17 protein-coding genes and 1 tRNA gene are annotated in these 25,506 nt (G+C 50.4%); 10 read left to right on the plus strand and 8 right to left on the minus strand.

Annotated features, from left to right (window positions below; all coding sequences use genetic code 11):
• Positions 1-2: 2 nt before the first annotated feature.
• A complete protein-coding gene (locus tag BUB73_RS00320) occupies positions 3-1,535 on the minus strand; it encodes an extracellular solute-binding protein (RefSeq protein WP_073282800.1) in 1,533 nt (510 codons plus the stop codon).
• Positions 1,536-1,789: 254 nt separating this feature from the next.
• On the opposite strand from BUB73_RS00320, the gene BUB73_RS00325 reads away from it, so the two are divergent.
• The 6 genes from BUB73_RS00325 to BUB73_RS00350 all read left to right on the plus strand — a co-directional run bounded on the left by BUB73_RS00325 (position 1,790) and on the right by BUB73_RS00350 (position 7,474).
• Positions 1,790-2,227 (plus strand): DUF3332 family protein, encoded by a 438-nt coding sequence (locus tag BUB73_RS00325; protein WP_073283138.1) that lies wholly within the window; start codon positions 1,790-1,792, stop codon positions 2,225-2,227.
• Between the two features lie 73 nt (positions 2,228-2,300).
• Positions 2,301-3,023, plus strand: a complete 723-nt coding sequence (locus BUB73_RS00330; protein ID WP_073155731.1) for a tetratricopeptide repeat protein — start codon at positions 2,301-2,303, stop codon at positions 3,021-3,023.
• On the plus strand, positions 3,020-4,126 hold the full coding sequence (locus BUB73_RS00335) for a serine/threonine protein kinase (RefSeq protein WP_083539583.1): 1,107 nt from the start codon (positions 3,020-3,022) through the stop codon (positions 4,124-4,126). The genes BUB73_RS00330 and BUB73_RS00335 overlap by 4 nt, the downstream gene beginning before the upstream one ends.
• A 15-nt stretch (positions 4,127-4,141) precedes the next feature.
• The gene (locus BUB73_RS00340; RefSeq protein WP_073282802.1) at positions 4,142-5,596 is read left to right on the plus strand and encodes a sigma-54 interaction domain-containing protein; all 1,455 of its coding nucleotides are present in this window, start codon (positions 4,142-4,144) and stop codon (positions 5,594-5,596) included.
• Between the two features lie 73 nt (positions 5,597-5,669).
• Positions 5,670-6,092, plus strand: coding sequence for a hypothetical protein (locus BUB73_RS00345; protein WP_073282805.1), 423 nt, complete (start codon positions 5,670-5,672; stop codon positions 6,090-6,092).
• Positions 6,092-7,474 carry a hypothetical protein gene (locus BUB73_RS00350; protein ID WP_073282808.1) on the plus strand — a complete coding sequence of 461 codons (1,383 nt, stop codon included), beginning with the start codon at positions 6,092-6,094 and terminating at the stop codon, positions 7,472-7,474. The genes BUB73_RS00345 and BUB73_RS00350 overlap by 1 nt, the downstream gene beginning before the upstream one ends.
• On the opposite strand, the gene BUB73_RS00355 is transcribed toward BUB73_RS00350, so the two are convergent.
• The 4 genes from BUB73_RS00355 to uvrA form a co-directional block, all read right to left on the minus strand.
• A tRNA-Ala gene (locus BUB73_RS00355) sits at positions 7,475-7,547 on the minus strand.
• Positions 7,548-7,567: 20 nt separating this feature from the next.
• Positions 7,568-8,146 carry a hypothetical protein gene (locus tag BUB73_RS00360; RefSeq protein WP_073155744.1) on the minus strand — a complete coding sequence of 193 codons (579 nt, stop codon included), beginning with the start codon at positions 8,144-8,146 and terminating at the stop codon, positions 7,568-7,570.
• Positions 8,143-10,470: a formylglycine-generating enzyme family protein gene (locus tag BUB73_RS00365; protein ID WP_073282811.1), complete on the minus strand. Its 2,328-nt coding sequence runs from the start codon at positions 10,468-10,470 to the stop codon at positions 8,143-8,145. The genes BUB73_RS00360 and BUB73_RS00365 overlap by 4 nt, the downstream gene beginning before the upstream one ends.
• A 107-nt stretch (positions 10,471-10,577) precedes the next feature.
• On the minus strand, positions 10,578-15,923 hold the full coding sequence (gene uvrA / locus BUB73_RS00370) for an excinuclease ABC subunit UvrA (protein WP_073282814.1): 5,346 nt from the start codon (positions 15,921-15,923) through the stop codon (positions 10,578-10,580).
• A 123-nt stretch (positions 15,924-16,046) separates the two neighbouring features.
• Here uvrA and BUB73_RS00375 point away from each other — a divergent pair, with 123 nt between their 5' ends.
• Positions 16,047-18,047 carry a response regulator gene (locus tag BUB73_RS00375; RefSeq protein WP_112131734.1) on the plus strand — a complete coding sequence of 667 codons (2,001 nt, stop codon included), beginning with the start codon at positions 16,047-16,049 and terminating at the stop codon, positions 18,045-18,047.
• Between the two features lie 14 nt (positions 18,048-18,061).
• Here the strand turns inward: BUB73_RS00375 and BUB73_RS00380 are convergent, their stop codons facing one another.
• Positions 18,062-19,093, minus strand: coding sequence for a hypothetical protein (locus BUB73_RS00380; RefSeq protein ID WP_073282820.1), 1,032 nt, complete (start codon positions 19,091-19,093; stop codon positions 18,062-18,064).
• Positions 19,094-19,453: 360 nt separating this feature from the next.
• Positions 19,454-20,551 (minus strand): redox-regulated ATPase YchF, encoded by a 1,098-nt coding sequence (ychF, locus tag BUB73_RS00385; RefSeq protein WP_073155757.1) that lies wholly within the window; start codon positions 20,549-20,551, stop codon positions 19,454-19,456.
• 122 nt (positions 20,552-20,673) lie between these two features.
• Between ychF and BUB73_RS00390 the strand changes: the two genes are divergently transcribed.
• Genes BUB73_RS00390 through BUB73_RS00400 form a run of 3 tightly spaced genes read left to right on the plus strand, consistent with a single transcriptional unit; the run spans position 20,674 to position 24,386 of the window.
• A complete protein-coding gene (locus BUB73_RS00390) occupies positions 20,674-22,032 on the plus strand; it encodes an MATE family efflux transporter (protein ID WP_073155760.1) in 1,359 nt (452 codons plus the stop codon).
• A gap of 23 nt (positions 22,033-22,055) precedes the next feature.
• Positions 22,056-23,249 carry a hypothetical protein gene (locus tag BUB73_RS00395; protein ID WP_073282823.1) on the plus strand — a complete coding sequence of 398 codons (1,194 nt, stop codon included), beginning with the start codon at positions 22,056-22,058 and terminating at the stop codon, positions 23,247-23,249.
• 9 nt (positions 23,250-23,258) lie between these two features.
• Positions 23,259-24,386 (plus strand): hypothetical protein, encoded by a 1,128-nt coding sequence (locus tag BUB73_RS00400; protein ID WP_073155766.1) that lies wholly within the window; start codon positions 23,259-23,261, stop codon positions 24,384-24,386.
• A 162-nt stretch (positions 24,387-24,548) separates the two neighbouring features.
• On the opposite strand, the gene BUB73_RS00405 is transcribed toward BUB73_RS00400, so the two are convergent.
• Positions 24,549-25,457, minus strand: a complete 909-nt coding sequence (locus BUB73_RS00405; protein WP_073155769.1) for a tyrosine-type recombinase/integrase — start codon at positions 25,455-25,457, stop codon at positions 24,549-24,551.
• Between the last annotated feature and the right edge of the window lie 49 nt (positions 25,458-25,506).

Genomic DNA, 25,506 nt, shown 5'->3' on the forward strand with positions numbered 1-25,506 from the left:
AGTTATCTCTTTGTTTTTCTACGGAAATTAAAGGCGAAACCAAGGGCTATCATAACGATAAATACCAGGGGTGCCTTTTTAAGATTGTCGTTGACGATGTTGTTTTCTGCAGTGTTTGTGTCCGCGGTTGCGGTGGCGGACTGATCTTCTTTTTTCTTGTTCAGTTTTCCCCACAAATTCATGAACTCGGCCTGGGTCATGATATTGTTGGACGGGTAGTTAAGCTTTCTGTCGATTTCAATGGTGTACTGCTTGAAAACATCGTACAGCTTTTCTTCGGAGTACAGGGAAGGAATTTCAACCTGTTCCCAGACGGAACTGAACATGGCGACAAATAACTGTTCCAGATCGCCCCATTCAGGGATGGCGACGTAAGTTTTGCCGGTTGCGAGTGCGTTTATCAGTTCGCGGTAGTCTTCGTCTTCGGACCACTTTTCAAGCACTTTCTTGGAAGTGGGCAGGAAGCCAATCTGCTTGGTATAGGCGTCCTGATTTTCGTCTTCGACCAGGAACTTTAGCAGGGCCTTTGCCTCTTTACGTTCGTTTTTGGCGGGAATGGCCAGGTTGCTTCCGCCGATGAAGCTGACAGAACCAGCGGAACCTCTGGGGATAGGAACCACCATGACGCTATCTGTGCCGATGCGGGCGTTGGATAGACCGCCTTGGGTGCCGTGGATTCGGGTCTGCATCACGATTTCGGAAGTGCTGATGATAAAGGCCAATTCGCTATTGTTGAACTGCTGGGCGATTTGGGCTGTGTTGGCCTGAAGGGCTTCGGTTTGGACCAGGCTGTCCAAGATGAAGTTCAGATAGAGGGAAATGCCGTGGAGAGTTTCCTTTGAGAGAATATTGGCGTGCCACTTGCCGTTATTGTCTTTTTCGATGAACGATCCGCCGTTGCTCCAGATCCAGGGGGCGAAGTTGTGGGGGATGTTCCAGTCGCTCTTGCCCGGGAAGGCGTAGCCGCGGATGGTGGAGCCGTCGTCCTGCACTTCCTTGGCGGCATTGACTTCACGGATTGCCTTGACAAAGCCATCGTAAGTGGCTAAGTCGTTCTTGGAAATGTTGTGCTCCTTGAGGATGCGCTTGTTGGCGAGAATGGGGCGAATATCGATAAACCAGGGCACGGAATAGATGGTGGTATCACCGTCTATATGGGTGGTATTCCAGCTAACAGAAACGAAACGGCTAGGGTCTACTTCGTTAATCCAGTCGTTTAGGGGCTTGATTTCGTTGCGGGAGGCAAAATAGGGAATCCAGGTGGTGCCCAACTGAAGTACGTCGGGGGCATCCTGACCGGTTGCCAGAGCCTGTGAAATGCGGTTCCAGGCTTCTCCCCAGTCTAGGACCTGAACTTTTGTGGGAATACCGGTTTTCTTGGTGAACTGTTCAAGTCGTTGCTCAAGTTTTTCCTGAGGGGTGGCTCCGTTCGGCATGATCCACACGGTAAGGGGCTGATTAGCGGCCCAGACTGCGGTAGATGTTACCATTGCCATGATCGTGGCTGTAACGGTTTTTTTGAGATAATTGAACATTCCAACTCCTTGACAAACACTCAAAAACGGGGGGGGTGTGTGTACCACCCGCAATGTTAAAAGTATATTATTTTTATAATAAGATGGGCGTTTTGTGCATAAAAATGGATTTTTTCGCCGGTTCTTCGAGGTCCTCTCCGTGAGCCAAATCAAGGTGAAAAAAAAATACCGGACTGATGACGAAAATCTTATTTTTTTACCTATATTTTCTTATGTCGAACCTAACCGACAATTTCTTTACTAAGGAGTATACAATGAAAAAAGGTCTCATTACCCTTCTCTGCGCAGGCATGATCGTTCTTACCGGTTGCTATGGCAAGAATGCTTGCTTCAACAAGATTCACCAGTGGAACGGCACCCTCGGTGACAAGTGGATCAACTCCATCGTCCACTTCTTCCTGATGGTTATCCCGGTTTACGGTATCGCTCTCGGCCTGGTTGACGGTCTCGTTCTTAACACTGTTGAATTCTGGACTGGCTCCAACCCCCTCGCTGCTGACGACAACTACTATGAAAAGGATGCTCAGGGCAACGAAATTGCAGCTGTGAAGAACGCAGACGGCACCATGTCTGTTGAAATCACCACCGCTAAGGGTGAAAAGGCTAACCTCATGCTCCAGCGCGATGAAAACGTTGTCCGCGCTCTCGCTGCAGAAGGCAACTTGGTTGCTCAGTACGATATCGCTAAGTAATTCTTAGTTATAACGAGCTTAAAAGGCCTCCCGCCATGGCGGGGGGCTTTGCTTTTATTATCTTAGAGCTATAATGTTAGGGCGTGTTCATAAAAATGCAGGTTGGGTGTCTGCAGTTCTTGCCATGGTCGCTTTGTATCTGGCGGCCTGCGTGGACGATTATGTCGCCCGCGGCAATGCGGCCCTGCGTATCGGCGACTTTGAACGGGCCATTTCCAATTTTTCGAAGGCTCTTGACGAAGATCCGGCTAATCGGGATGCCCGTTATGGCCTGGCTCTATCTTATTATACTACAGCTGAAGATGGGGAACGTCTGCGGCTTCCGTCTTTTGACCTGTGGAGTCGAGCCGCCCGTGAATTCAAGATCCTTTCTAGAGTGGATAGCAGCGGACGGATTAACGCTAACTATTCGACCTGCCTTTTTTACCTGGCCCGTGCGACCTTGGCCCAAAACGAGGGGGCCAATGTGCTTCCGTTGTTGGACCAGTCGATTCAGCTGGATAGCGTCAACTACTTCAGCTACAATCTGAAGGGGCTGATACTTTCCCATCGGGGACGGGGGAACGATTTGGAACAGGCCAAGAAGATTTTTATCCATATCGTGACACACGACCCGGATTTTATTTCGGCCTATGTGAACCTGGGCAATGTCTACTGGGAAGAGGGCGATGTGGAATCGGCCTGGGATATCTGGTCTATGGGGCTGGAGAAGGCTCCCAATCATGAGGATTTGCTGCGCTGGACCCGGGTGGCTGAAGACTCTCTGAAGGCCATGGTCTTGTCTGGGGAACTATGACCGAGGTGAGGTTCCCTAAAAAGTCCCTGTTGGATTCGGCGACCAGGTGCTTCTTGCTTCATGAGGGCGGGGAGGCCTGCGTCTATGGGCTTTCGGTGGAGGGCCGCGGCAACCTTGTGCTGAAATGGTACAAGTCCCATGCCCGCTTTGACGGGAGCGTGATTTCTTCGATTGCAAACAGTCCTGTGGACGGTCTTTACCGGATTCTGGAGTTTGGAGAGCGGGAGGGTACGCCCTATGTTCTCTATGAATTTATTGATGGGGTGGCATCGGCGGAGTTTGATGTAATTCCTGTGGCGGAGGCGCTAGTGGCCCTGCGGCAGGTGGCAAAAACCTTGTCTGCGTTAAGCGAAAAAGGCTCCCATCATGGAGACCTGAGTCCGTCTAACGTTCTTTTGACTGCAACTGGAGATACTGTCCTTATTGACTTTGGGCTGGTGGGTCTTGGGGCGTATGCCTATGCGGCGCCCGAACGGTTCCGCGGTCGAACCTCAGATGCCCGATCCGACATGTATAGTCTTGGCTTGCTGCTGTACCACTGGATCTGCGGAAGGGACTTGGTTGAGACGGATGTTGTCTTGAAGACGACAGGAAAGTTGGACAGTCTCGATCCATTTGTTGAGTTGAAACCTACCGAAAAACTTTATGAAACCGGGATTTTTTCTCCTGGAGAACTGGCGGCTCTCGAACCGATCTGGACGGGACTTTTGCGGAATAGTCCGGAGGAACGCTTTGAGGATTTTGACGAACTGGACGAAGTCCTTGAGATTGCCCTTTATAAGGTATGCGGTGGTGAAATTGCGATCCTAAAGAACAAGCAGAATCTTGCCGGACGAGTTGAAAAAATGCTACAAAATGTTCCGGCCTTTTCGGAACCCTCGGATTTTTGCCCATTTCCCTATCATGTTGCCCAGGGAGTGGGAAAAAAATTCCCAGTGAAACTATCGGTTTTGTGCGGCTTAGGACTTATATTATTGATTGTAGTGGCTGTCCTTGTTTTGGGGGACCGGAATCCAGATATCGATGATGTGGCTTCCATGGTTCTTGAAAATTCCAGGAATCTGGAACTGAAGGATCTGCCTGCTTCGGAAGTTAATCCATAGCTTATAGAGGTGCTCATGAAATCTGAATCGATGCTTGCCACGGAAAAAATGTTGGATGTGGTGAAGACTCTTTTAGATGAGGAGCAGCCCGAGAGTCTTTTCCCGAAAATTCTTGAAGTGGCCCGCGGGGTCCTTCATGCCGATGCCGCTGTGCTGGATATTGGTGGCGAAAAGCCGCTCCACCTGAGCAACCCGGAATCGGTGGCTATTTCTATTTCTGCCGTAAGGCTGGCCAAGGCCGAAAAGCGGGCCGTGGTGTGGAACCAGCTGGATGACGAAAACGCTGACCTTTCCAAGTCCATTGTGCAGAATCAGCTGACCAGCATTATGGTGTCGCCGTTCCGCACGCCTGAATCCGAGGCGGGATATCTGTACTTGCAGCGTGCTGCCCGCGAGGAACCTTTTACGGAAGACGACAGTCAACTTTTTGACTCCTTTGTGGCGGTGTGCGAAAAGTTTGCCTTTGCCATGTTTGACAGGCTCCGCGATAAGGAATCGCTGGATGTCTTGAAGAATGTTGTTCACAAGGACGGGGTGGTGTACTCCAGCAAGGTCATGTCGGACCTGATTGCCCTGGCCGATAAATTGGCCACTTTGCCGTTGCCCGTGATTGTCCGTGGCGAAACGGGTACGGGGAAGGAGGTCATTGCCCGCTATATCCATAAGCATAGCCCCCGCAGCGACAAGCCCTTTATTGCAGTGAACTGCGGCGCCATTCCGGAGCACTTGATGGAATCTTTGCTGTTTGGACATGCCAAGGGTTCCTTTACCGGAGCTATTGAAACTCGCAAGGGTTTCTTCGAAGAGGCTGACGGCGGCACGATTTTCCTGGATGAGATTGGCGAGTTGCCTATGAACATGCAGGTTAAACTTTTACGCGTTCTGCAGGAAAAGCATATTACCCGTGTAGGTGACAATCGCGAAATTCCTGTAAATGTCCGCGTGATCAGTGCGACCCACGTAGACCTGGAAACAGCCGTCAAGGAAAAGCGCTTTAGGGAAGACTTGTATTTTAGAATCCAGGTGATGCCTGTGGTGATGCCCGCCTTGCGTGATCGCGAACAGGATGTGGTTCTGCTGGCACAGGAATTTCTGACCCGATATGGTGCGGAATATGGCCGCGGTAAGTTCCGTCTGAGCCGTAATGCAGAAAAGGCCATGCTCAGTTATTACTGGCCGGGCAATGTCCGCGAACTGGAAAACAAGATTCAGAAGGCCTTGGTGCAGGCTGTTCATGGCGTGGTGCAGCCTAAGGACCTGGGATTGGACGACATGCAGGCTCAAGTCAAGGATTCCCCCAGATCTCTGAAGGAGGCCCGCGAGGCGGTGGATCGTGAAGTTATTGGCAGGGCCCTGCGGGATAGTAACGCAAACCTTACCCTGGCCGCATCCATTTTGGGAATTGACCGCAAGGTGTTGCGCGAAATTATGGAACGTCTGGGAATGCATAAGGAAGACTTCAAGAACTAGTTGTTATATTTTGGCAGACCTATGAAAGGGTTTTGCCTAAACGGATAGTTGGCACGGATATTGCGAAAGTAAGATGATGAATAAGAACACTTTCATTTCGATACTGATGATGGCTGCGGCGCTGAGTTTCGGTGCCGAGTCTTCGATGCGTCCGATGTCTTCTGTCCCGACCCCCGCCGAAAGAGCTGAAATTTCGAAAGAAACGCCAGATTTGGGTGCGAAGGAAAGTGAAGACTGGCAGAAGATGCGTGCCGAAAGACGTAAGGCCCGTGAACAGATTCTCTCTGATTTGCGAGGTCGTTCTTCAATGGAAAAACAAAATTTCCGTCAGAACACGGTGAAAAAGCGGGACGAAAATGCTCACTTTGAGGGGGAATTCCCAAAAAATCAATCTCGCGAGCGCAACCCTTTTTATGAGCGTCCTGAGTCTCAGTACGGTTATCCTCAGCGAGAAAATCGCGGTCCCGGTTTTGAGGGGGATCGCCACCGCTATTAATGCGTTCGCTGGCGGTAGTTGTTCTATTGCTTGTGTCTGCGCTTTGGGCCGAGACTCAGCAGGCGGCATATTACCGTGCCATGCAGGCTGAGGAGGCTGGTAATCTAACCGAAGCCTTGACAGCCTTTGAAGAGGCCGTACTTATACCTGGTCCCTATACCGAAGAAATCCAGGAAATTATAAATCAGTATAAACTGGCGCTGGACTTTACTGATTCGTCGGAAGTACTTGTTTCTGACAGAAGTTCTTCTTTGTCGTTCCGTTTTTTGGGAGACCTTGGTTTTTACGGTCTTCATTACACAGAGAGTGGCTGGGTCGAAAAAATAAGCGAAGATGGCGGTGACCTGTTCTTTACCCTTTCCTCTTTTGCCGATTATGCGGTTGGCGATTATATCCATTCCCTTGGCGTTTCCGCTATGACGGACTGGTTCTTTGATAATGAGGATATGCCCGCTCTGGATACCAGCGACTGGAAACTGACTCTTGGCTTGGAATATGTGTTGGTGGCGCCAACTTTTGTTCTTGATATGGGCGTGGATTTTAATACGGCCCCAAATGAAAGTTTTTCCCCTTCTTTTTATTCCTGGTTAGAAAAGGATTTCTTTAAGTTTGAAAAACAGCGGGTAGGGGCGGCTCTCTGGGGATACTACGATACAGATGGTCCCCTATCTTTCGCCGTATATGGATCTTGGCATCGTTCTTCTGTGTACGGATGGAATGGAAATGTCTACCTGGGCGTGCGCCTTGAGGCAGACTCCGTTGTGGACGTCAAACGTTACATGGCTGATTGCGAGGCGGCGTACAATGCTGCTTACGATGAGATGGACGGTTTCAATAATGAGGTCCCCTTTAATGGCGGATTCAATAATTGGGAATCTTCTGATGGGTGGAATGCTCCGTCTTATATGGGAGGCTATGGCGGTTATAACGGTTATGGCGGATTTTATGACAATGAAAATCCTTGGGGGAATAATCCCTTCAATGGAAACCCCAATGGATGGGGGTCGTTCGAGGAAAACTTGGGGGACTCCTCTTCTACGGTATCTATTGATGTTCCCATGTACAAGTCTTATGGCAAGTGGATTGGACCTTCCCTGCGTTCAAAATTATCCTATAAGTTCCGCACAAAAATTACGCTGGAAGGCGTAATGAACCTGTACTATGGTGTTGTGGTTGCCGGTCCAGACGATGATTATGAACAACTTAAAAAGTTCAGTGGGGTGTGGGGAGCGACCTTGTCTTGGACTCCCAGTTGGCTTACGGTCTACCTAGGTATGGAAATGCTTTACCGTTGGTATGACTTGCCGATCTACTATAAAGGCATTTACGCCAAGAGCGGTTTCCTTTCAGAAATCAAGACTGGCGTTAAATGGAATTTCTAATGGAGATAGTGGGAGTCGAACCCATGACCTACTGATTGCGAACCAGTTGCTCTACCAACTGAGCTATATCCCCAGGTTTTGCACAAGATAAAATTATTTCTTCTTGCGTGATTTGAAGTCTTCGACAATCGGTCTGATGATCGAGGCTAGATTCATTGCCGTTCCGATAAGAATCAGGGCTGATGCTGCATGAAGGCCGATTCCCGGTTCTACCTTAAGTAGGGGAATGCCCATGGCTGCGTTTAGTTTACTTAGCTGGGCGACAAAGGCCCACGAGGCGACCATGGTAAGCATGCCGATTGTGATGGAGCCTAGCGGGGTAATCAAGGCGAACGCTGCTGCCAGGACCGCTCCGACTAATAAGGCGTAAAGTACTGGCATGGTAGGTAACTTTGGAAACTCGGGTATGGTCTCCTTGAACTTGTCCATAGCCTTGGGATTACCGGCCTGCATTTTCTTCAGGGTGCCAAGAGCCGGTTCTTTCAGTTCTTGTTCCAGGTCGAGACCTGTGGCAAGCTCATAGAGGGTCGGCTCTGCGATGACCTTGTCGTCATTGCAGGATACGTTAGCCATAGGCATCAGAAAGGCAAGGATCACCAGCAGGTAGGGGATGGCTGTGATCTTCTTGAAGAATCTCATCTCTCTGCTGTTGCGAGTTTCAGACTTTGTCATTTACTACCTGCGAAAGGTGTCCAGGAGGTTTCTCCGCCTAGAGCGTTATTCATGGTCTTTTCGGGTTCGGTTGCGGCGGGGGCTGCATCGACTTCGCGCATATCGAAGATGCTTCTGGAAAATGCGCAACGGAAACCGATTGCGTCAGACCAGTAACGGGGGTCTTCATCATCGCGTTCGGTCAGGTTCAGAACGGATTCCTTGTCTTTCCAGGAACCACCCTTGTAAACCTTGTTGGAGCCCATCATGGAACCGGTGGGGTTAGAATCCTCAACCCAGAACGAGAACATGGAGTAGCTGTCGAGAGTCCATTCTGCCACGTTACCGGACATGTCGTAGAGTCCCCATTGATTGGGCTTCTTGGAACTGACCGGCTGGGGACCGTAGTCAAAACTGCTCTTGCCTTTCTTGTAGGAATTGTCGCGATAGACAGCATAGATGTTCACGTTGGGATTTTCATCTAGATTCCACAGGGAGCCCTCGTTGTTGTCGGCTCGGCCTGCAAATTCCCACTGGGCTTCAGTGGGCAGGTCACCACCAATAGCCTGGCAGAACTTGCGGGCGTCTTCCCAGTTGATGTTGTGTACCGGTTTGCGGGGGGCCAGGAAGGTGGAATGGTCTTCAATTCTCTGGGTGGAGTCGATCTTGGCCATGACTTCCTTGAACATCTGCTGCGTCACTTCAGTGGTGTGGATGGCGAAAGGAGACATGCTAACGACTTTGCCGTAATAACGAAAGGCCCCCGAGTCAATGAGTGCCACGGAGCCACGGATCTTGTCTCTGATAATGCGGGGAGCGTTGGCGTTGACTTCTAGATGGAAGCCTTCGTCAGCCTTGGCGGTTTCAACCTTGCGTTCCTCGCTGATTTCCTGAGGAGGAGGTTCTATGGGGCGGTTGAGCCAGTCCTGGACTTCGGTCATATCGAAGATGTAGCCCGGCAGTTCAAAACTACCGTGGCTGGGCAGGATGTTCTTATCTATTTCCAGTTCCAGCTTTGAGTAGCGATACTGGTAGCGACCTTTGAGCAGGCCTTCCTGGTAATGCCAGACGGGCTTGTTGTTTTCGAGGGTGATGATGGCGCGGACGCTGGCGCCTGCAACGATCATGGCGTAAAGAGAATCGGGAGTGTATCCGTCTACATAGCCGTTCCAGGAAACGTCGTAACGTTCATGGTCCTTGCCCAGAAAAACTCGGATGCCCACGACGGCCTTTTCGTTTGTTGCAGGGTCAATTCCGTAAACCGGTTCCATTTTCGAAGGGATCATGGCTCCTCGAAGAGGGAGGGCCTGCAGGCTGTCCAGCTTACGACGGAGGGCCTTGTTTACCAGTCTAGCGGGACCCATCTTGCTGGAACGCCATAAGTCTAGAGCTTCAAGACGCTTCTGCTTGAATCTTACCATGTAGTCGTGGTAGGGCTGTTCGTCTTCGGCGATGTTCAAGGTCAGGGGACGCCTGGGGGTGGGGTAAATCTTTGAAAATTCGTTTGTGTCTACCAGGTCTACGTTACGCTGCAGTTCGTATGTGAGCTTATCGTACAGGTATTCAGTCTGTTCCAGAGTCCTGGCTGCGGCAACGCTATCTAGGGTGACGGTTGTCTTGGGCGGATTGATGGCTGTGGTATCAACTGCGATCAATTCCGGTTTCAGTTCCACAACACTTCCGCTAGGAACATAAACGGCGTCTACATAGGGGAGGTAGTCCGGAGCGCTAAAGGCGAAGGCGTACATACCCGGCTTGACAGGGTAGATTCTGGAAGGTACCGAGTCCACCATCTTGATGGTGATGGATGTGGTCTGCAGGTCCTTTATTGGAGAGCTGATATTGATTACGCCGGGAAGGTCCGTTTCCTTGAGCATCTGCCAGCGGTCATTCTTGCGGAAGAACAGCTTGGGGACGCGGGGAGAGTATATGTATTCCTTGTCAAAGTAGATGTCTGATTCATCCTGGAATGCCTTGGTGTTGGAAGAACCGTAAAAACGCATACCGATGACTTCGGAGGATTTCAGGTAATTTTCCTTAAGGCTGAAAGCGTGGAGTCGGGTAAAGTTGTTGACATCCAGCTGACCAGAGAACCAGTGGTATTCCTTGGGACCCTTTTTCTGACGGAGGTAGATGGTGTTGGACTTAAGAGGAATGGTCGGCGTTTCAGAAATGGAGAGCCCGCCTTCACGCACGATGGGCATGTCTGCCACTTCATGCATTCCTACGCCTTTCTTGAACAGGTTGGGAGCAATCTTGTAGTTGCGGTCACTGTCTGCCATGGAGAGTGCTGGGAGCAGCATCAAGAGCGGCAAACAGCGGGCGCACAGGTGTGAAAACTTCATATTTTCTCCTCTAATCAAAGCTCTTTTAGAGATGTTCTAAAACATCGCAATTTTATTACATAAAAATAACTTTTTTGTGTAAAATCATAAAATGAGAGCTCTAATTTCTATTCATTAATGCCCATTTCCAACAAATGTCCGCCTTCAGATCCGCCTACGGGGCCCAATTCCACCTTCCAGTCGGCCAGACGGATAATGTCGGGGTGGTGCTCGATGACGATTACCGTGTCGCCACGGGCAGAAAGTCTGCGTAGCAGGTTCCATAGAATCTGGATATCTTTTAGGTGGAGGCCGGTGGTGGGTTCGTCTAACAGGTATACCATTTCGGTGGCGGGACGTTTGGCCAGTTCCGCTGCCAGTTTTAGGCGTTGTGACTCGCCGCCGCTGAGGGTGGTTACGGGCTGTCCTAACTTGACGTAGGGTAAGCCCACATCACGGAGGCATTCCAGCTTGGGCAAAATCTTGGGTTGGTCCTTGAAGAATTCACAGGCTTCGACCACGCGCATGTCCAGGACGTCGGCGATGTTCTTCCCCTTGAAAGTGACGGTTAGGGTTTCCTGGTTGTAACGCTTGCCACCGCAAACTTCGCAGGGTTCCCAGATGTCTGAAAGGAAGTGCATTTCTACGGAGATGGCGCCTCGCCCTTCGCAGGCTTCGCAGCGGCCTCTGGCCAGGTTATAGCTGAATCGGCCATAGTCAAAGCCCTTGACCTTGGACTGTTCCAGCTTGGCGAACAGTTTGCGGATATCGTCGAATACGCCGGTAAAGCTGGCGGGGGTACTGCGGGGAGTGCCCGAAATGGGGCTCTGGTCTACCAGAAGTACTTCCCCAGTTTGCTTTTTCTTTCCGCGGGCCTGGAATTTTTTCTTGAGGGCGGGGTAAATCTCGTCCATGACCAGGGAACTCTTGCCGGAACCGGAAACTCCGCAGACCACGCTGACGGCGCTCTTGGGGAACTTTACGGAAAGGTTCTTGAGGTTGTTGTGGCAGAGACCGCTAAATGTATAGAATTCCGTGGAGTCGGTAATGCGGATGGGGGCCACTTCGTTGGCCACGGGGGTTTGGTGGGTTAGGAACTTTACGGTTTCACTGCGGGGGAATTGCTGCAGGGCGTAAGGCTTGGCCAGCAAGGTGGGGGAACCTTCGGCTACCACTTCGCCACCGAAGTCACCTGCGCCAGGACCCATATCAATAATGTGGTCGGCGGCTTCCATCATCTTCTGGTCGTGTTCAACAACCACCAATGTGTTGCCCAGGTCGCGGAGTCGGTACAAGGTGTCTAGCAGTTTTGCGGTGTCACTTTCGTGAAGACCGACGGTGGGTTCGTCCAGAACGTATAGCACACCTTCTAGGCCGCTGCCGATCTGGCTTGCTAGGCGGATACGCTGGGATTCGCCACCGCTCAGGGTGTCGCCGGCGCGGTCCAGGCCGATGTATCCCAGACCCACAGATTTCAGGAAGTCCAGGCGGCCGATGATTTCACGGAGCAAGGGCTCTGCTACGGTGCGCTTGCCTTCGGCGTTCTTGTCGTTGTCGAAGTTCACGTTGGCGAACCAGTCACGGGCATTGGCGATACTCATGTGATGAACGTCCATGATGTTCTTGCCGTTGATTCGTACGGCAAGATATTCCGGCTTTAGACGTTCTCCATGGCAGCTGGGGCATTCCTTGGGGGAGTCCTTCTTGCCGTCTTTTAGGTAACCAAGGCCAAGGCAGGTTTCGCAGGCACCCCAGTGGGTGTTGAAACTGAAGAACTTGGGATTCAGGGCGCTGTCCATGTACCAGCCGCATTCAGGGCAACCCGGTTTTTCGCTGGCGGAAAGACGTTCTTCCCCTTCGCAGTCCATGTACAGGATGCCGTTCCCGTCGCGGTAAGCCCTTTCAAAGGCTTCGACCAGTCGGGCTCGGTTATCTTCCTTGACGACAACCTGGTCCACAATGGCCAGCACCTGTTTTTCGCGGGTGGGAATCTTGGGCAGCGGCAATTCTACCAGCTGGTCGCCCATGTACACCTTGCGGTATCCCTTTTCTGTCAAAATTTTTGAAAGTTTCAGGATGTCCTTTACCTGGAAGGGGGCGAGGACGGTAACCATCTTGTTCAGGTCGCGGCTGAAGGCCAATTGGATCAAGTCGCCGGCGGCATAGGAATCCACGGGCTTGCCGCAATGGAGGCAGTGGGGCGTACCTGCGCGAGACCAGAAAATACGGAAGTAATCGTAGATTTCGGTGAGGGTGGCCACGGTGCTGCGAGGGCTCTTGCTGGCGCTTTTCTGGTCGATGGCGATGGCGGGGGCGAGACCTGTAATGGAATCGATGCTTCCGCGGTCGGGGCGGCCCAGGAATCGTCGGGCGTAAGTGCTGAGGGTTTCCACAAAGCGGCGCTGGCCTTCGTTGAACAAAGTATGGAATGCCAGGCTGGATTTTCCGGAGCCGCTAACGCCTGTTACCACCGTCAGTTTGTGGCGGGGAATGGTAACGTCAATGTTCTTGAGGTTGTGCTTGCGGGCGCCTCGAACTTCGATGTCAAGGGAAGGGCCGTCAACTCCCGCCTTCTTGGCGGCTGCGTTATAGATGGCGCGGTTTTCGGCGACGGCTCCCATCTGGCTGACAGGAACGTTCTTGCCGTGTTTTTTTGCCAGTACCGGAGCCAGGTAGCGGCCTGTTTCTGACTTCTTGCATTTGGCGATTTGTTCCGGTGTGCCGGTGGCGATAATCTTTCCGCCGTGAATGCCTGCATCGGGGCCCAGGTCGATAATCCAGTCGGCGCACTTGATTACGTCAAGATTGTGTTCGATAATGATGACGCTGTTGCCCAGGCTGCGCAAGCGGTTCAGACATTCCATGAGCTTGCGGATGTCTTCGAAATGGAGACCTGTGGTCGGTTCGTCTAACAGATAAAGGGTCTTGCCGGTACCGGGCCTGCGCAGTTCAGAAGCGATCTTGATACGTTGTGCTTCGCCGCCGCTCAAGGTTGTGGAGGGCTGTCCTAAGGTCAGGTAACCAAGGCCCACTTCGCAAAGCAGATTCAGCGGCTGGGCGATTTTGGAAATGTCCTTGAAAAATTCTGCGGCTTCGCTGATGCTCATGTCTAGAATTTCGGAAACATTCTTGCCCTTATAATAAACTTCGCGGGTGGCGTCATTAAAACGCTTGCCGTTACAGACTTCGCAGGTCACCTGGACAGAAGGCAGAATGTGCATGTCCACTACTTTTACGCCGGCACCTTCGCAGGCATCGCAGCGGCCGCCTTTCACGTTAAAGCTGAATCGGCTCTTGCTGTAACCGCGGATCTTGCTTTCTTCCATGCTGGCGAAAAGGTCGCGGATGTCGTCCCAGATTTTTGTGTAGGTGGCAGGATTGCTGCGGGGGGTGCGGCCAATGGGTGTCTGGTCGATTTCAATGACCTTGTCGATATTTTCGAGGCCTTCCATGTGGTCGAACTTTCCCACAGGTTCTTCGGAGTTGAAGAATACGCGGGCCAGTTCACGACGCAAAATCTGATTAACCAAGGTGCTCTTGCCGGAACCCGAAACGCCGGTTACCACCGTGAGGGCGCCGTCCAGCGGAAATTCCACATCGATGTTTTTCAGGTTGTTCTCGGCGGCTCCGCACACCTTCAGTTTCGGGGTGTCCTTGGTAATTTTCTTCCGTTCTGCAGGAATCTCGATTGCCTTACGTCCGCTCAGGTATGCGCCTGTGAGAGAAGCTTTATTCTTTTCTAGTTCATCAACGGTTCCTGCGGCGATGATTCGTCCGCCTTCTACACCGGCGCCGGGGCCCACGTCAATGACGCAATCGGCGTGACGCATGGTGTCTTCGTCGTGTTCCACCACAATCAGGCTGTTGCCCTGGGCTCTCAAATGTTCCAGCATTCCCAGCAGCTTGTCGTTGTCGCGGGGGTGCAAACCGATACTGGGTTCGTCAAGAACGTACAGCACACCTTGAAGCCCGGCGCCCACAGCACTGGCCAGGCGAATTCGCTGTGCCTCGCCACCGCTCAAGGTAGAGGCCTTGCGAGAAATGTTCAGGTAACCAAGACCCACCGCATTCAAGAAACTCAGACGGCCGCGAATCTCCTTCAGCACTTCCTTGCCGATTCGCAATTCCTTTTCGCTCAACTTCAAATTGTCGAAAAATTCTACAGACTTTTCTACAGACCAGTCGGTCAGTTCCGTAATGTTATGACCGTGAAAATCTACGGCGTTGGCGATGGGGTTAATGCGGGTGCCCTTGCATTCGGGGCAGACTCCAATTTCCATGAACTTGCGGAAGTGGAAAATATGCCACATGTCCCACAGTTCCTGCATGATGCTGATGACGCCTCGTTCGCTGCCGCTAGGAGTGCCGTACAGAATGGCATCCTGCTGTTCCTTTTTCAGCTTGTTCCAAGGCGTGTCAAACGTAAACTTCATTTCGTTGGCGATGGTTCGCAAGTTGCGCCAGCCGAAATCGCTAAAGATGATATTGCCATCGTCCTTCTTCTGGCAGGCTAGGGCTCCCTGCTTCAAGGACAATGTCTTGTCGGGAACTACCAGATTTACGTCGAACTTGCAGCTTTCTCCGAGACCGCGGCAAGCGGGGCATTGCCCCTTGGGATCGTTAAAACTGAAGAATCGCGGTTCCAGTTCCGGGATGGAGATGTTGCACTTGGGGCAAGCTAGCAGCGTACCCTGCAGACGGTATTCCTCGGCGCCGTTCGCACCAGAAACTTCTGCAGAACCCGTTGCACCGGTAGCACCGAACAAGAAACTCACCAGTTTACCTTCGGTCAACTTTAACGCCCCTTCCAGGGCTTCGCGGAGGCGGCTCATGTTCTTGCGTTCTAGAACTAGGCGGTCAATCACCGCTTCGATGGTATGCTTCTCGTATCGCACCAATTGCGGCACTTCTTCAATTCTATAAATCACCCCGTCTACACGGGCGCGAACAAAGCCCTTCTCCTTAAGCTCTGCCAGCTCCTTGCGGTATTCGCCCTTACGTTCCTGTACAATGGGGGCCATGACTGTCAGCTGTTTTCCTTCGTCCCCGGCATAGAGATTATCAACAATCTGGTCTACCGTTTGCGCCTGGATCACGCGTCCACACTTAGGGCAATGAGGCACGCCAAGGCGTGCAAAAAGTAGGCGGTAATGGTCCAGGATTTCTACCACTGTTCCCACGGTACTACGTGGGTTTCGGTTCACCGTTTTCTGGTCGATGCTGATGGTGGGAGAAATGCCGCGGACACTTTCCACTTCGGGGCGCTTCATCCGTCCAATAAACTGGCGGGCATAAGCTGAAAGGGATTCCACGAAACGACGCTGCCCTTCCTGGAACACCGTATCGAAGGCCAGGCTGGATTTTCCCGAGCCCGAAACGCCGGTGACGACTACGATGGAGTCGCGGGGAATGGATAGACTTACATGTCGGAGGTTATGCTCGTGAGCGTCGCGGATGTCGATGGACTTTGTCATACCTCAAATATAGTGAACATTTGAATAGAAATCAATGACTTGTGGGCTAAATAAGCCATATTGGATAATGGAAATTGAAGACTTGATGGATCATTTTAATTGTTTGAATGTATCATTAGTATTATGGATAATGTAGAGCAGAACAACGAACGTGAAATGCTGGAGCTGGTCTTGCAGGCGACGGCGTCTTCTTACGTGTCGATGCATATCTTGAACATGCTGGACTTTACCTTTGAACCGGTTAAGACCACGCCGAATATTGATGCCATTATTCAAAAATTCGGTAATCAAGATATTCGAAGACTCCTTCCCTTTGTTCTGGGTATTTTGACAGACCCGATTTCTAGGAACGAGGTGTCACTGTTTAGTGATATTGAAACCTTAGATGAAAGGTTGAAGGACGTCAATCAGATTGCTCTTGAGTTTCTTAGCAGTACCATGGGTTGGTGCCGTTGTCGATTTATTGCGGTGACCAGGCAGGCTAACGGACTTCTGGAAAAGGTTCTGTGTGTTGTAGAAAATATTGACCAGACCCGAAGGGAAAGCTACCTGCAGGTAGGAATCATCAACGTTCTGGCTGAAAACTTTACCAATATCTTTACCGTAAATGCCAAAACCCGTGAGGCTCGAACCTTCCGATATTCTGAAAAGGCCGTGGGTGTTCAGCAGACCATACAGAATGCTCCCCTTTACGAAAACATTATGGGGGCTTACATCCAGAACAATGTCTATGAAGCAGATCGAGAAGACATGCTTAAGACATGCGAGTTCAGCAACCTGGTAAGAGTGATGCGTGAGGAGGGAACATTCTCCTATCATTATCGTATGGTGTTGAATGGGGAACCGCACTTCTACCTGTTCAAGGCGGTTCGACTTGGCAACGCCGAAAATTTTGAAGTGATTGTCATCGGTGTCGCTTGTGAAGACGAAGCAAAGAAGCAAGAGGCTTTGCTAGAAGAGTCCTTGAGAGTTGCAGAACAAGCCAACAAATCCAAGAGTACCTTCCTCTTCAACATGAGCCACGATATCCGAACGCCCATGAATGCCATTCTGGGTTTTGCAAACCTCTTGGAAAAACATAGCGACGATCCTGAATTGATCAAATCCTATGCCAATAAGATCAAGGGCGCTGGGTCCTATCTGCTGAACCTCATTAATGAAGTTCTTGAAATGGCGCGAATCGAAAGCGGAGCCACATCCGTGAACGAAAAACCGACAAATCTTTTCGACATTGCGTCGCAGATTAGAGCGGTCTTTGATGAAGAATATCGCAAGAAAAAGATTGTGGTGACAGATGAAATTTATCCCGATCATCCTTACGTTCTTTGCGATATGACCAAGATTCAGGGAATTCTGCTGAATGTGATCAGCAATGCCGTCAAGTATACTCCCGAAGGGGGCCGTATCAGGATTTCTGTCAGGGATTACCCCCATGAACAGGAAGGGATCCGCCTGTTTGAAACTATTGTGGAAGATTCAGGAATTGGAATTTCCGAGGATTTTATTCCTCATATTTTTGATAGTTTCTCTCGCGAAAAGAGCGTTACCGAAAACCGTATTTTGGGCACTGGCCTGGGAATGGGCATTACCAAGAAATTGGTTGACCTGATGAACGGATCCATCGACGTGGAAAGTCAATTAGGTAAGGGTACAAAAATATCGATCAAGGTACCTCTAAAGGTTATTGATAAATTTGAATGCTCGCAGAAAGAAAATGCAGACCTTGATGTATCTCGCCTAAAGGGAATGCGAATTCTTGTGGCTGAAGATAACGAACTGAACCGTGAAATTGCCGGTGAGCTGTTGCATGAAATGGGCTTCGAAGTTGATTTTGTAGAAGACGGAGTCAAGTGCGTTTCTGTTGTTCAGAACCTAGAGCCTTTTAATTACGATTTTATCTTGATGGATGTTCAGATGCCTCATATGGATGGCGTCGAGGCGACTCGACGTATCCGCAATATGACGAATCCTGCCAGGGCGAGCATCCCCATTATCGCTATGACCGCAAATGTCTTTGACGAAGACCGTAAAAAAGCCTATGATGCGGGTATGAACGGCTTTACCTCAAAACCCATTGAGTTGGATAAACTCTACAGAGAAATCGTAAGAGTTCTGGGCAAGTAAAAAATGAGGCTGGATTACCACCAGTCCTCATCATCGTCGTCATCTGAAGTTGTGTTGGCGGCAGTATTTACTGCTGGAATAGAACTTGCTGCAACGGGAGTGTGGGTTTCTGAGCTATCGGCTTCTTCGCTGTTGGTTGCGGTGTTGCCTGATTCCTCGTCGTTTTGCACTTCGATATTCGTATCTTCGTCGTTGTCTTCTGTACTGGGAGTTTCTTGAGATTTCTCCGCTTCTCTTAGGGCACGGATTCTGGCAGCCTCGATTTTTTTACGGCGTCTTTCCCGGATTTTGGCCTTGACGAATTTCTTTGCCTTGTTGGCTTCTTCTATCTGGACTTCGCTGACGGTAGAGTCGGCCTTGGCTTGATCAACTTGTTCTATGGTGGACCTGGCGTTCTGACCAAAGTCTGGCTTGATGTTTCCTGAAATGGCGTGTACGCAGAAAATGATGAATAGGGTGGCTACCACGTAGAATACGAAGCTGTGTCTGTGGGGAATGTTTTCTGCATTCCTGCTTCTCTTGGTGGTAAAGATGTTCATGAATTCTGTAATCACGTCTAGGAACAGACTTTGGTGTTTGGCGTTGACTTCACGGCATCGCTTGTTCCAAACGAAACCGTCTAGGATGAGGGAGGCGAATACGGCGATGGGAATGACCCAGGTGGCTTTAGAATAATTGATGAATAGGGTGGTGAAGAGAACTGCCAAAGCGATCTTGATGCAGTTTAGGAACGCTACGAAATTTCGGTAGAAATCAGGAATGGAGGAGTCTGATTCTCGACGTAGAGCCCATTCTAATGTTGTGAGAGTGACTGTAAGAAATCCTAGAACCGCAATGACGCCTAAAATGGCGAAGTATAGGATTTCCATGGTGAAGCAGTAACCTACGGCGTTGGCGTCGCAGACGGCTCCAGTATTCTGGAAGATTAGTTTTCCCGTAGCATCGACAGTGTGCAGGAATACATAGGCCAGAACCATGAAGATGCTGAACAGAATGGCAAATAGCTTTAACAAAAGGGTGGAACCCTTTTCTTCTTTAATGAACACTCCGACTACCTCCAAACAGGTTTGTTTCAATGATAGCAAAAATACATATGAAATGTGATTTTTATCACTAGTTTATGCAAAACAAAAGTAATTTGTAAGAAATGGAGCCTAGGGGCTGGATGTCAGATATAAGTTGCCTGATGTTAGATACAAGATGTGAGTTGTCATAATCGCGCCGGAGGCGCTAGAGATAGATATGAGTTATTAGATATGAAATATTGGATGTTTGGTATGAAACTGCTAACTATAAACGAATTGATGAATTCAATTAATTCATATTTCGTATTTCATAATTGAAAAAAGCCCGCAGTCGAGAAACTGCAGACTTCTTTAATCTTTCAGCTATGCGCTTTAAGCTAACTACACGTTGAAGCGGAACAGCATGATGTCGCCGTCCTGCACCACGTATTCCTTACCTTCGGTGCGGAGCACGCCTGCTTCCTTGGCGGCGTTCCAGCTGCCGTACTTTTCGAAGTCGGCGAAGGAGAGGGTTTCTGCACGGATGAAGCCGCGTTCGAAGTCGGAGTGGATGACTCCTGCGCACTGGGGAGCCTTGAAGCCAGCTTCAAAAGTCCATGCACGGCATTCCTTTTCGCCTGCGGTAAGGAAGGTACGGAGGCCGAGAATTTCGTAACCCTTACGGACAACGGCGTCCAAACCGGATTCCTGGAGACCCAGATCCTTCAGGAATTCCACCTTGTCGGCGGGATCCATCTGAGAAAGTTCTTCTTCGATCTTGCCGCTGATCATGATGACTTCGTGACCGTTCTTGGAGGCGTAATCCTTGAGGGCGTCCACGTAGGCGTTGCCGGTCAGGATGTCGTCTTCCTTCACGTTGGCACAATAGAACAGGGGCTTTGCTGTGAGGAGTGCCAGATCCTTGATGACCTGGTCCATTTCTTCGCTGTCGCCGATGAGACCGCGGGCGGCCTTACCTTCCTGGAAGGCGTCGCGGAGCTTTTCGCAAGCGGCCAGACGTGCCTTGGCTTCGGCACCGCCCATACGGGCGTTCTTGGCTTCGGTGGCCAGGCGTTTTTCAACGGATTCCAAATCCTTCAGGATCAGTTCGGTTTCGATGATTTCAACATCGCGGACCGGATCCACGGAACCATGGACGTGAACGATGTCGCCGTCGTCGAAGCAACGAATCACTTCCATGATAGCCTGGCATTCACGGATGTGGGTCAGGAACTGGTTGCCAAGGCCTTCACCCTGGGCGGCGCCCTTTACGAGACCTGCGATATCGACGAATTCGGTAACGGCGGGAACGATAGACTTGGGATTATAAACTTTTACCAGGGCGTCTAGACGTGCGTCGGGAACGTTCACCATACCTACGTTGGGATCGATGGTGCAGAAGGGGTAGTTGGCGGCTTCGGCGCCGGCGTTGGTGATTGCGTTAAAGATGGTGCTCTTGCCCACGTTGGGAAGACCTACGATACCACATTTAAAACCCATGATGATCTCCGTTTATAACTGCCGGAATGTTCCGGCTTAATTTTTTGCGATGTAAAGTTAGTAAAAAGGGGATGCCGAGAGGTGGTTAAAAAGCTAAATTTGCGGGCCGAAAAAGGTGATGTATGGCTACTGCTAAAAATATGGATTTGCTCTCGGGCTCGATTTGGGATAAGATCCTGAAGTTTGCCGTGCCCTTGGCTGCCAGTTCCATTTTCCAGCAACTTTTTAATTCTGCCGATGTGGCAGTTGTGGGTAAGTTCGCTGGCGATGCGGCCCTTGCCGCGGTGGGTGCCAATACCTTCGTCATCAACCTCATGGTGAACCTTTTCGTGGGCCTCTCTATCGGGGCCAACGTGGTGGTGGCCAACGCTCTTGGAGAACGCAGCTCCCGATCTGTTTCGCGAGGGGTTCACACCGCGGTGGCGGTTTCCGTGGTTTGCGGTATCCTGCTTGCCTTGATAGGGTTGTTCTTTGCCCGACCGATTCTTACGGCAATTTCTACTCCGTCAGACATCCTCGATGATGCCGTTTTGTATTTCCGGATTTATTTCGTGGGTATGCCCTTCATCATGCTGTACAATTTCTGTGCGGCGTTGCTCCGTAGCAAGGGGGATACCAAACGGCCCTTTTATGTGCTTCTGGTGGCCGGTGCCATTAACCTGCTTTTGAACATTGTGTTCGTGGTGGGGCTCCACATGGATGTGGATGGGGTGGCTATCGCAACGGTCATTTCCAACGTGATTAGTTCTGTTACGTTGTTGTATTTTTTGAAGACGGAAACGGGACCTTTCAGATTCCAATTCTGGAAACTTAGGGTGACTCCCTTTGTGCTCGGCCGCATGATCCGTATCGGGTTGCCGGCGGGTGTGCAGGGAGCGGTATTCTCCTTCAGCAATGTGTGTATCCAGTCGGCGATAAACACCTTGGGTTCTACGGCGGTGGCGGCTTCGGCGGTGGCCATGAATCCGGAGCTGATTGTGTATTTCTGGCTCAATTCCTTCGGCCATGCCTGCGTTACTTTCGTGGGACAGAATTACGGCGCCCGCAACTTGGATCGTATCCGCAAGACGGTTCGCTGGACCTTGTTGCTGTCGGGACTTTCCACTTTTACCCTTGGTGCCTTGGTTAGCATTTTTTATCACCCGATTCTTTCCATTTTTACCAATGACGAAAGTATTGTGGAAACGGGAGCCTTCCGCGTGTATATCGTAATTGGTCTGGAATTCATCAACGTGCTTATTGATGTGTGCTCCGGAGCCTTGCGTGGCATGGGCAAGTCCATGTTGCCTGCGCTAATTTGCGTGTTCGGTATTTGCGGTGTGCGTATTTTTTGGGTGTTCGCCATGTTCCCCAAGTTCGGTACTTTTGCCTCCCTTATGGTGTGCTATCCCTTGAGCTGGATCACTACGGGGACGATTTTAGTGCTTGTATACCTGCGTTTTATAAGGAAAACCAGACTAGAGTGGTCTAAGGATAAATAGGCAGTTTTATATATTTCTCCTTGATGAAGAAATTTATACTCACCGCATTTTCGGCCTTTATGGGCCTGACCGCCTGTGTATACGAGCCCGAACAATTTGACGGAGACTCGGGTAAGAAGTCGTCTACGGCAACTTCCGATATTGGAAATCTGTACCCTATTAACGAGGGAAAGCAAATCTGTAACGCCTCTGTTTCGCAGGATACCGTCAATTATCCAGGTTCCATGTTGTGGCTGAACTTTGGTGGCAAGCTGAACGTGAGTGCGCCGGACTCCCAGTATACGACTTCAGGTGTGGTGCAGCACGACCGTCTTACGGTTTCCGATACGTCCAATACGGTTCGCTGGTACTTGATGCGTGATACCGCTGCAGGTGAATGCCAGTTTCAGGACCCCGAATGGAGTACCCATGCTAACTTTATCGTAGCTCTCCGCGCTTACGACAAGAGCGGTAGCAAGTCTTGCGAAAATCTAGATTACGGCATCTTTGCCGCCCGTATGCAAGACAAGAAAAAGTTCTGGTTCTACGAAAAGAATATCGGCGAATTTGCAACGCCCCATGTGTGGGTCTCTCCGGATGCCGTGGTAGATACTACTGCTGATGCATCTACGATAAAGGGATTCTTTGGCACCGACGATGTGCGTCTTGTCTATGTCAATGGCAACAACGAAATCGTATTTGTAGATCTGTCTTCTGGTGATTTGAAGAAGGCAGTTTCTAAGGCCAAGACCTTGAAGAAGCCCGCTGGTGTGGATGGCTGGATGATGGATAGCCCCCTGATTTCTCCGGATGGTCGCTTTGTCGTTTATAACGTAGTGAATTCTTCTATGAATGGTTGGAATTCCTATGTGCAGGAATTGTCTGAAGATTCTAAGCCTATCCAGATTCCTGTGACTGAAGGTATGATGGGTTCTCCCGCCCAACCTCATTGGTTCAAGTACGGAGAACGTGTTTTCGTGACTTGGGCAGAGTTCCCCCAGGGTGCTCAGTTTGTGAACAAGAATGACTTGACCGATGTTTCTGCCCAGGATGGTTCCGCAGGCCGTACAGCCATGCGCGAGGTTTCCTTGAATGCAGGCGCTCCTGCAGACTTGCAGATTTTGTGGGGTAATGACATTTACGAATTGACTTCGGTTCCCATGATTGGCGGTCGTTCTCCTGATGGCTACTTCCTGACTACAGGAACGAACCGTGCCTATGTCTTGCAGCTTCCGTAAGGGTTCCCTATGAAGATGAATTACAGAAACATTTGCGGAATGGCTTTTGCCGTGGTGGCGGGAATTGCCGCCTTTGGTCTTGGTTTTAGTGGACCTGTAGAAGTTGCTACCCCCTGGGAATCCATCGGCGGTTGCGGTGCTGGCGGTTCTGGCGGCGGCTCCGGTGATGGTATCAAGTGGATTGGCCAGGGAGTATCTGGTGGCTATCTTGAAACGGAAGTTTTTACCAAATATAATGTGGGACAGAACTTCTCCGGCATGACTGTGTCCCCTCACTTTTCCATTAAACCCACCTGGTCAACTAAGTTGGGTGTGACGGTTCCCTGGATGAGCCATCAGGGTGAAGTCCAGTATCGTAGCAACCAGATTCCGACGGACCGTACCACGGGTGGTATGGGTGACGTTTCCTTTGACTTTAGCAAGACGATTGGTAGTGGTGGTGCCGCTTCCCTAAGTGCAAGTCTTACGATTCCCACGGGGCAGTACGACATCAAGCGCGGTACCGATGCTTCTGAGGAAATTCTGCCTAGCAGTTTCCAGAAGGGTTCTGGCCTATACAGTCTGACCCTGGGCTGGGATTATAGCCGTGATACCGACAAGGGCATCTGGCTTTATGGTTTGAGTTATACTCATCCTTTTGCCATGCATCCCTTCTCCGGCGAAAATGAATTTAACGATACCTATTGGAAGGATCTGGATCATAGCGGAAAACGTTTTGATTATCGATTCAAGTTCTACGGTGAAAACGATCTGGGCGCCTATACACCGCCCTCTGTTGGAGGCTCTGTTGCCTATGGTTATCGTGGTCGCCCGGGAATTGTGCAGTCCTTCGGTATGAGTTTCTCTGTGCCTCTGGGCGTTGCCTGGATTTCTTCTGAAAAGGCAGGAACTTATGATCCTCGTCCCGATCCGGATCATCAGGCGTGGTCTGTGGCTTTTGCTTACGGCATTGAATTTTCGAACTCGGATTTCCCGGTGTATATCGGATTCTCCCTGCCGCTCCATGACAAGAGCAATGCTGCCGATCCCAAGGATGAATACGACGAGAGCCCTATGAAAAAGTGGGACGCCCCTGACTGGGATGACTTTGGACAGCAATGGACTATTGCTGTAGGCATTAAAGGAAGTTTCTTCTAAAAGACGCAAGGCAAACTTGCAAAACACCGATTTACAAAAGTCCGCGCAAATGCTCGGGCTTTTTTTGTGTGAAAAAGTAAATTGCCTACCCAGAAATTTCTGAGTATTAAATGCCCCGATATTTTTGAATTACGCAAGGGGGAGTGCCCCCCTTGCATCATCTTACGCGCGTGGGTGTGTTTTTTTGAAGGCTTCGCGGAGGCGTTCTGCGCTAACGTGGGTGTAAACCTGGGTTGTGCTGATGCTTTCGTGCCCCAGCATTTCCTTGACGCTCATGATTTCGGCTCCGTTTTCCAGAAGGTGGGTGGCGAAACTGTGTCGCAATACGTGCGGGCTGGCCTTGCCTTCCCATCCGATGTCACGGAGCAAATCGTGAATGTCCTTGCGTAAGATTACCACATGGATGGCGCCGCCGTTCTTGGACTGGAATACAAATCCCGTAGGGGTAGGGGACATCCCGTTTTCAATTTCGGCTTGTTTGAACATTCCGATGTATTTGAGCAGAGATTCTGTGATGGGGACGATTCGTTCCTTGCTACCCTTACCGATGACGCGTACCGTATGCTCTGTTTCTGAAATCTGGTTCCAGTGCAAACTTTGACATTCGGAAATTCGCAGGCCGGAACCGTAAATCAGTTCCAATAAAAAACGGGCGCGAACTTGTTTGTAAGTCGGATTTTCAAGTTCAGGAAACTTGGTTTCGTCTAGATCTTTCTGACTCAGAAAATTTACCAGGCGTTTGGGCTTCTTGGGCATGGGTACATTTCCGGCAGGATTGGTCTTGAGGACCATGGAACGTACTAAGTATTTGCCGAAGCTTTTTAGGGCTGCGAGGTGTTCGCAGATGCTGGCGGGGGCTAGCCCCTGCTTCTGTTTCATGTCCCAGACGAACCCCTTGACGTTTATTTCTGTAAAGTCTTCTAGGGTAAGGTTTGCGTTTTTACCATTGGCGTCCAGGAACGTGCGAAATTTTTCTAGGGAATGACCGTAGGTTTCGACGGTCATCTTGGCGAACTTGCGCTGGTTTTCCAGATAATCCAAGAATTTGACGAAGTAATCCGAGAGGTTCATGCCCTTGTTGTCCTAATGATCCCATTAAAGTGAGAAGTTCTTTGTCCGC

The sequence above is a fragment of the Fibrobacter sp. UWH6 genome, assembly GCF_900142465.1.
Lineage (GTDB): Bacteria > Fibrobacterota > Fibrobacteria > Fibrobacterales > Fibrobacteraceae > Fibrobacter.

Excerpts from the sequence above, each read along its gene's own strand:
- BUB73_RS00320 (WP_073282800.1), bottom strand. The coding sequence starts at position 1,535 with ATGTTCAATTATCTCAAAAAAACCGTTACAGCCACGATCATGGCAATG.
- BUB73_RS00325 (WP_073283138.1), top strand. The coding sequence starts at position 1,790 with ATGAAAAAAGGTCTCATTACCCTTCTCTGCGCAGGCATGATCGTTCTT.
- BUB73_RS00330 (WP_073155731.1), top strand. The coding sequence starts at position 2,301 with ATGTTAGGGCGTGTTCATAAAAATGCAGGTTGGGTGTCTGCAGTTCTT.
- BUB73_RS00335 (WP_083539583.1), top strand. The coding sequence starts at position 3,020 with ATGACCGAGGTGAGGTTCCCTAAAAAGTCCCTGTTGGATTCGGCGACC.
- BUB73_RS00340 (WP_073282802.1), top strand. The coding sequence starts at position 4,142 with ATGAAATCTGAATCGATGCTTGCCACGGAAAAAATGTTGGATGTGGTG.
- BUB73_RS00345 (WP_073282805.1), top strand. The coding sequence starts at position 5,670 with ATGATGAATAAGAACACTTTCATTTCGATACTGATGATGGCTGCGGCG.
- BUB73_RS00350 (WP_073282808.1), top strand. The coding sequence starts at position 6,092 with ATGCGTTCGCTGGCGGTAGTTGTTCTATTGCTTGTGTCTGCGCTTTGG.
- BUB73_RS00360 (WP_073155744.1), bottom strand. The coding sequence starts at position 8,146 with ATGACAAAGTCTGAAACTCGCAACAGCAGAGAGATGAGATTCTTCAAG.
- BUB73_RS00365 (WP_073282811.1), bottom strand. The coding sequence starts at position 10,470 with ATGAAGTTTTCACACCTGTGCGCCCGCTGTTTGCCGCTCTTGATGCTG.
- uvrA (WP_073282814.1), bottom strand. The coding sequence starts at position 15,923 with ATGACAAAGTCCATCGACATCCGCGACGCTCACGAGCATAACCTCCGA.
- BUB73_RS00375 (WP_112131734.1), top strand. The coding sequence starts at position 16,047 with ATGGATAATGTAGAGCAGAACAACGAACGTGAAATGCTGGAGCTGGTC.
- ychF (WP_073155757.1), bottom strand. The coding sequence starts at position 20,551 with ATGGGTTTTAAATGTGGTATCGTAGGTCTTCCCAACGTGGGCAAGAGC.
- BUB73_RS00390 (WP_073155760.1), top strand. The coding sequence starts at position 20,674 with ATGGCTACTGCTAAAAATATGGATTTGCTCTCGGGCTCGATTTGGGAT.
- BUB73_RS00395 (WP_073282823.1), top strand. The coding sequence starts at position 22,056 with ATGAAGAAATTTATACTCACCGCATTTTCGGCCTTTATGGGCCTGACC.
- BUB73_RS00400 (WP_073155766.1), top strand. The coding sequence starts at position 23,259 with ATGAAGATGAATTACAGAAACATTTGCGGAATGGCTTTTGCCGTGGTG.
- BUB73_RS00405 (WP_073155769.1), bottom strand. The coding sequence starts at position 25,457 with ATGAACCTCTCGGATTACTTCGTCAAATTCTTGGATTATCTGGAAAAC.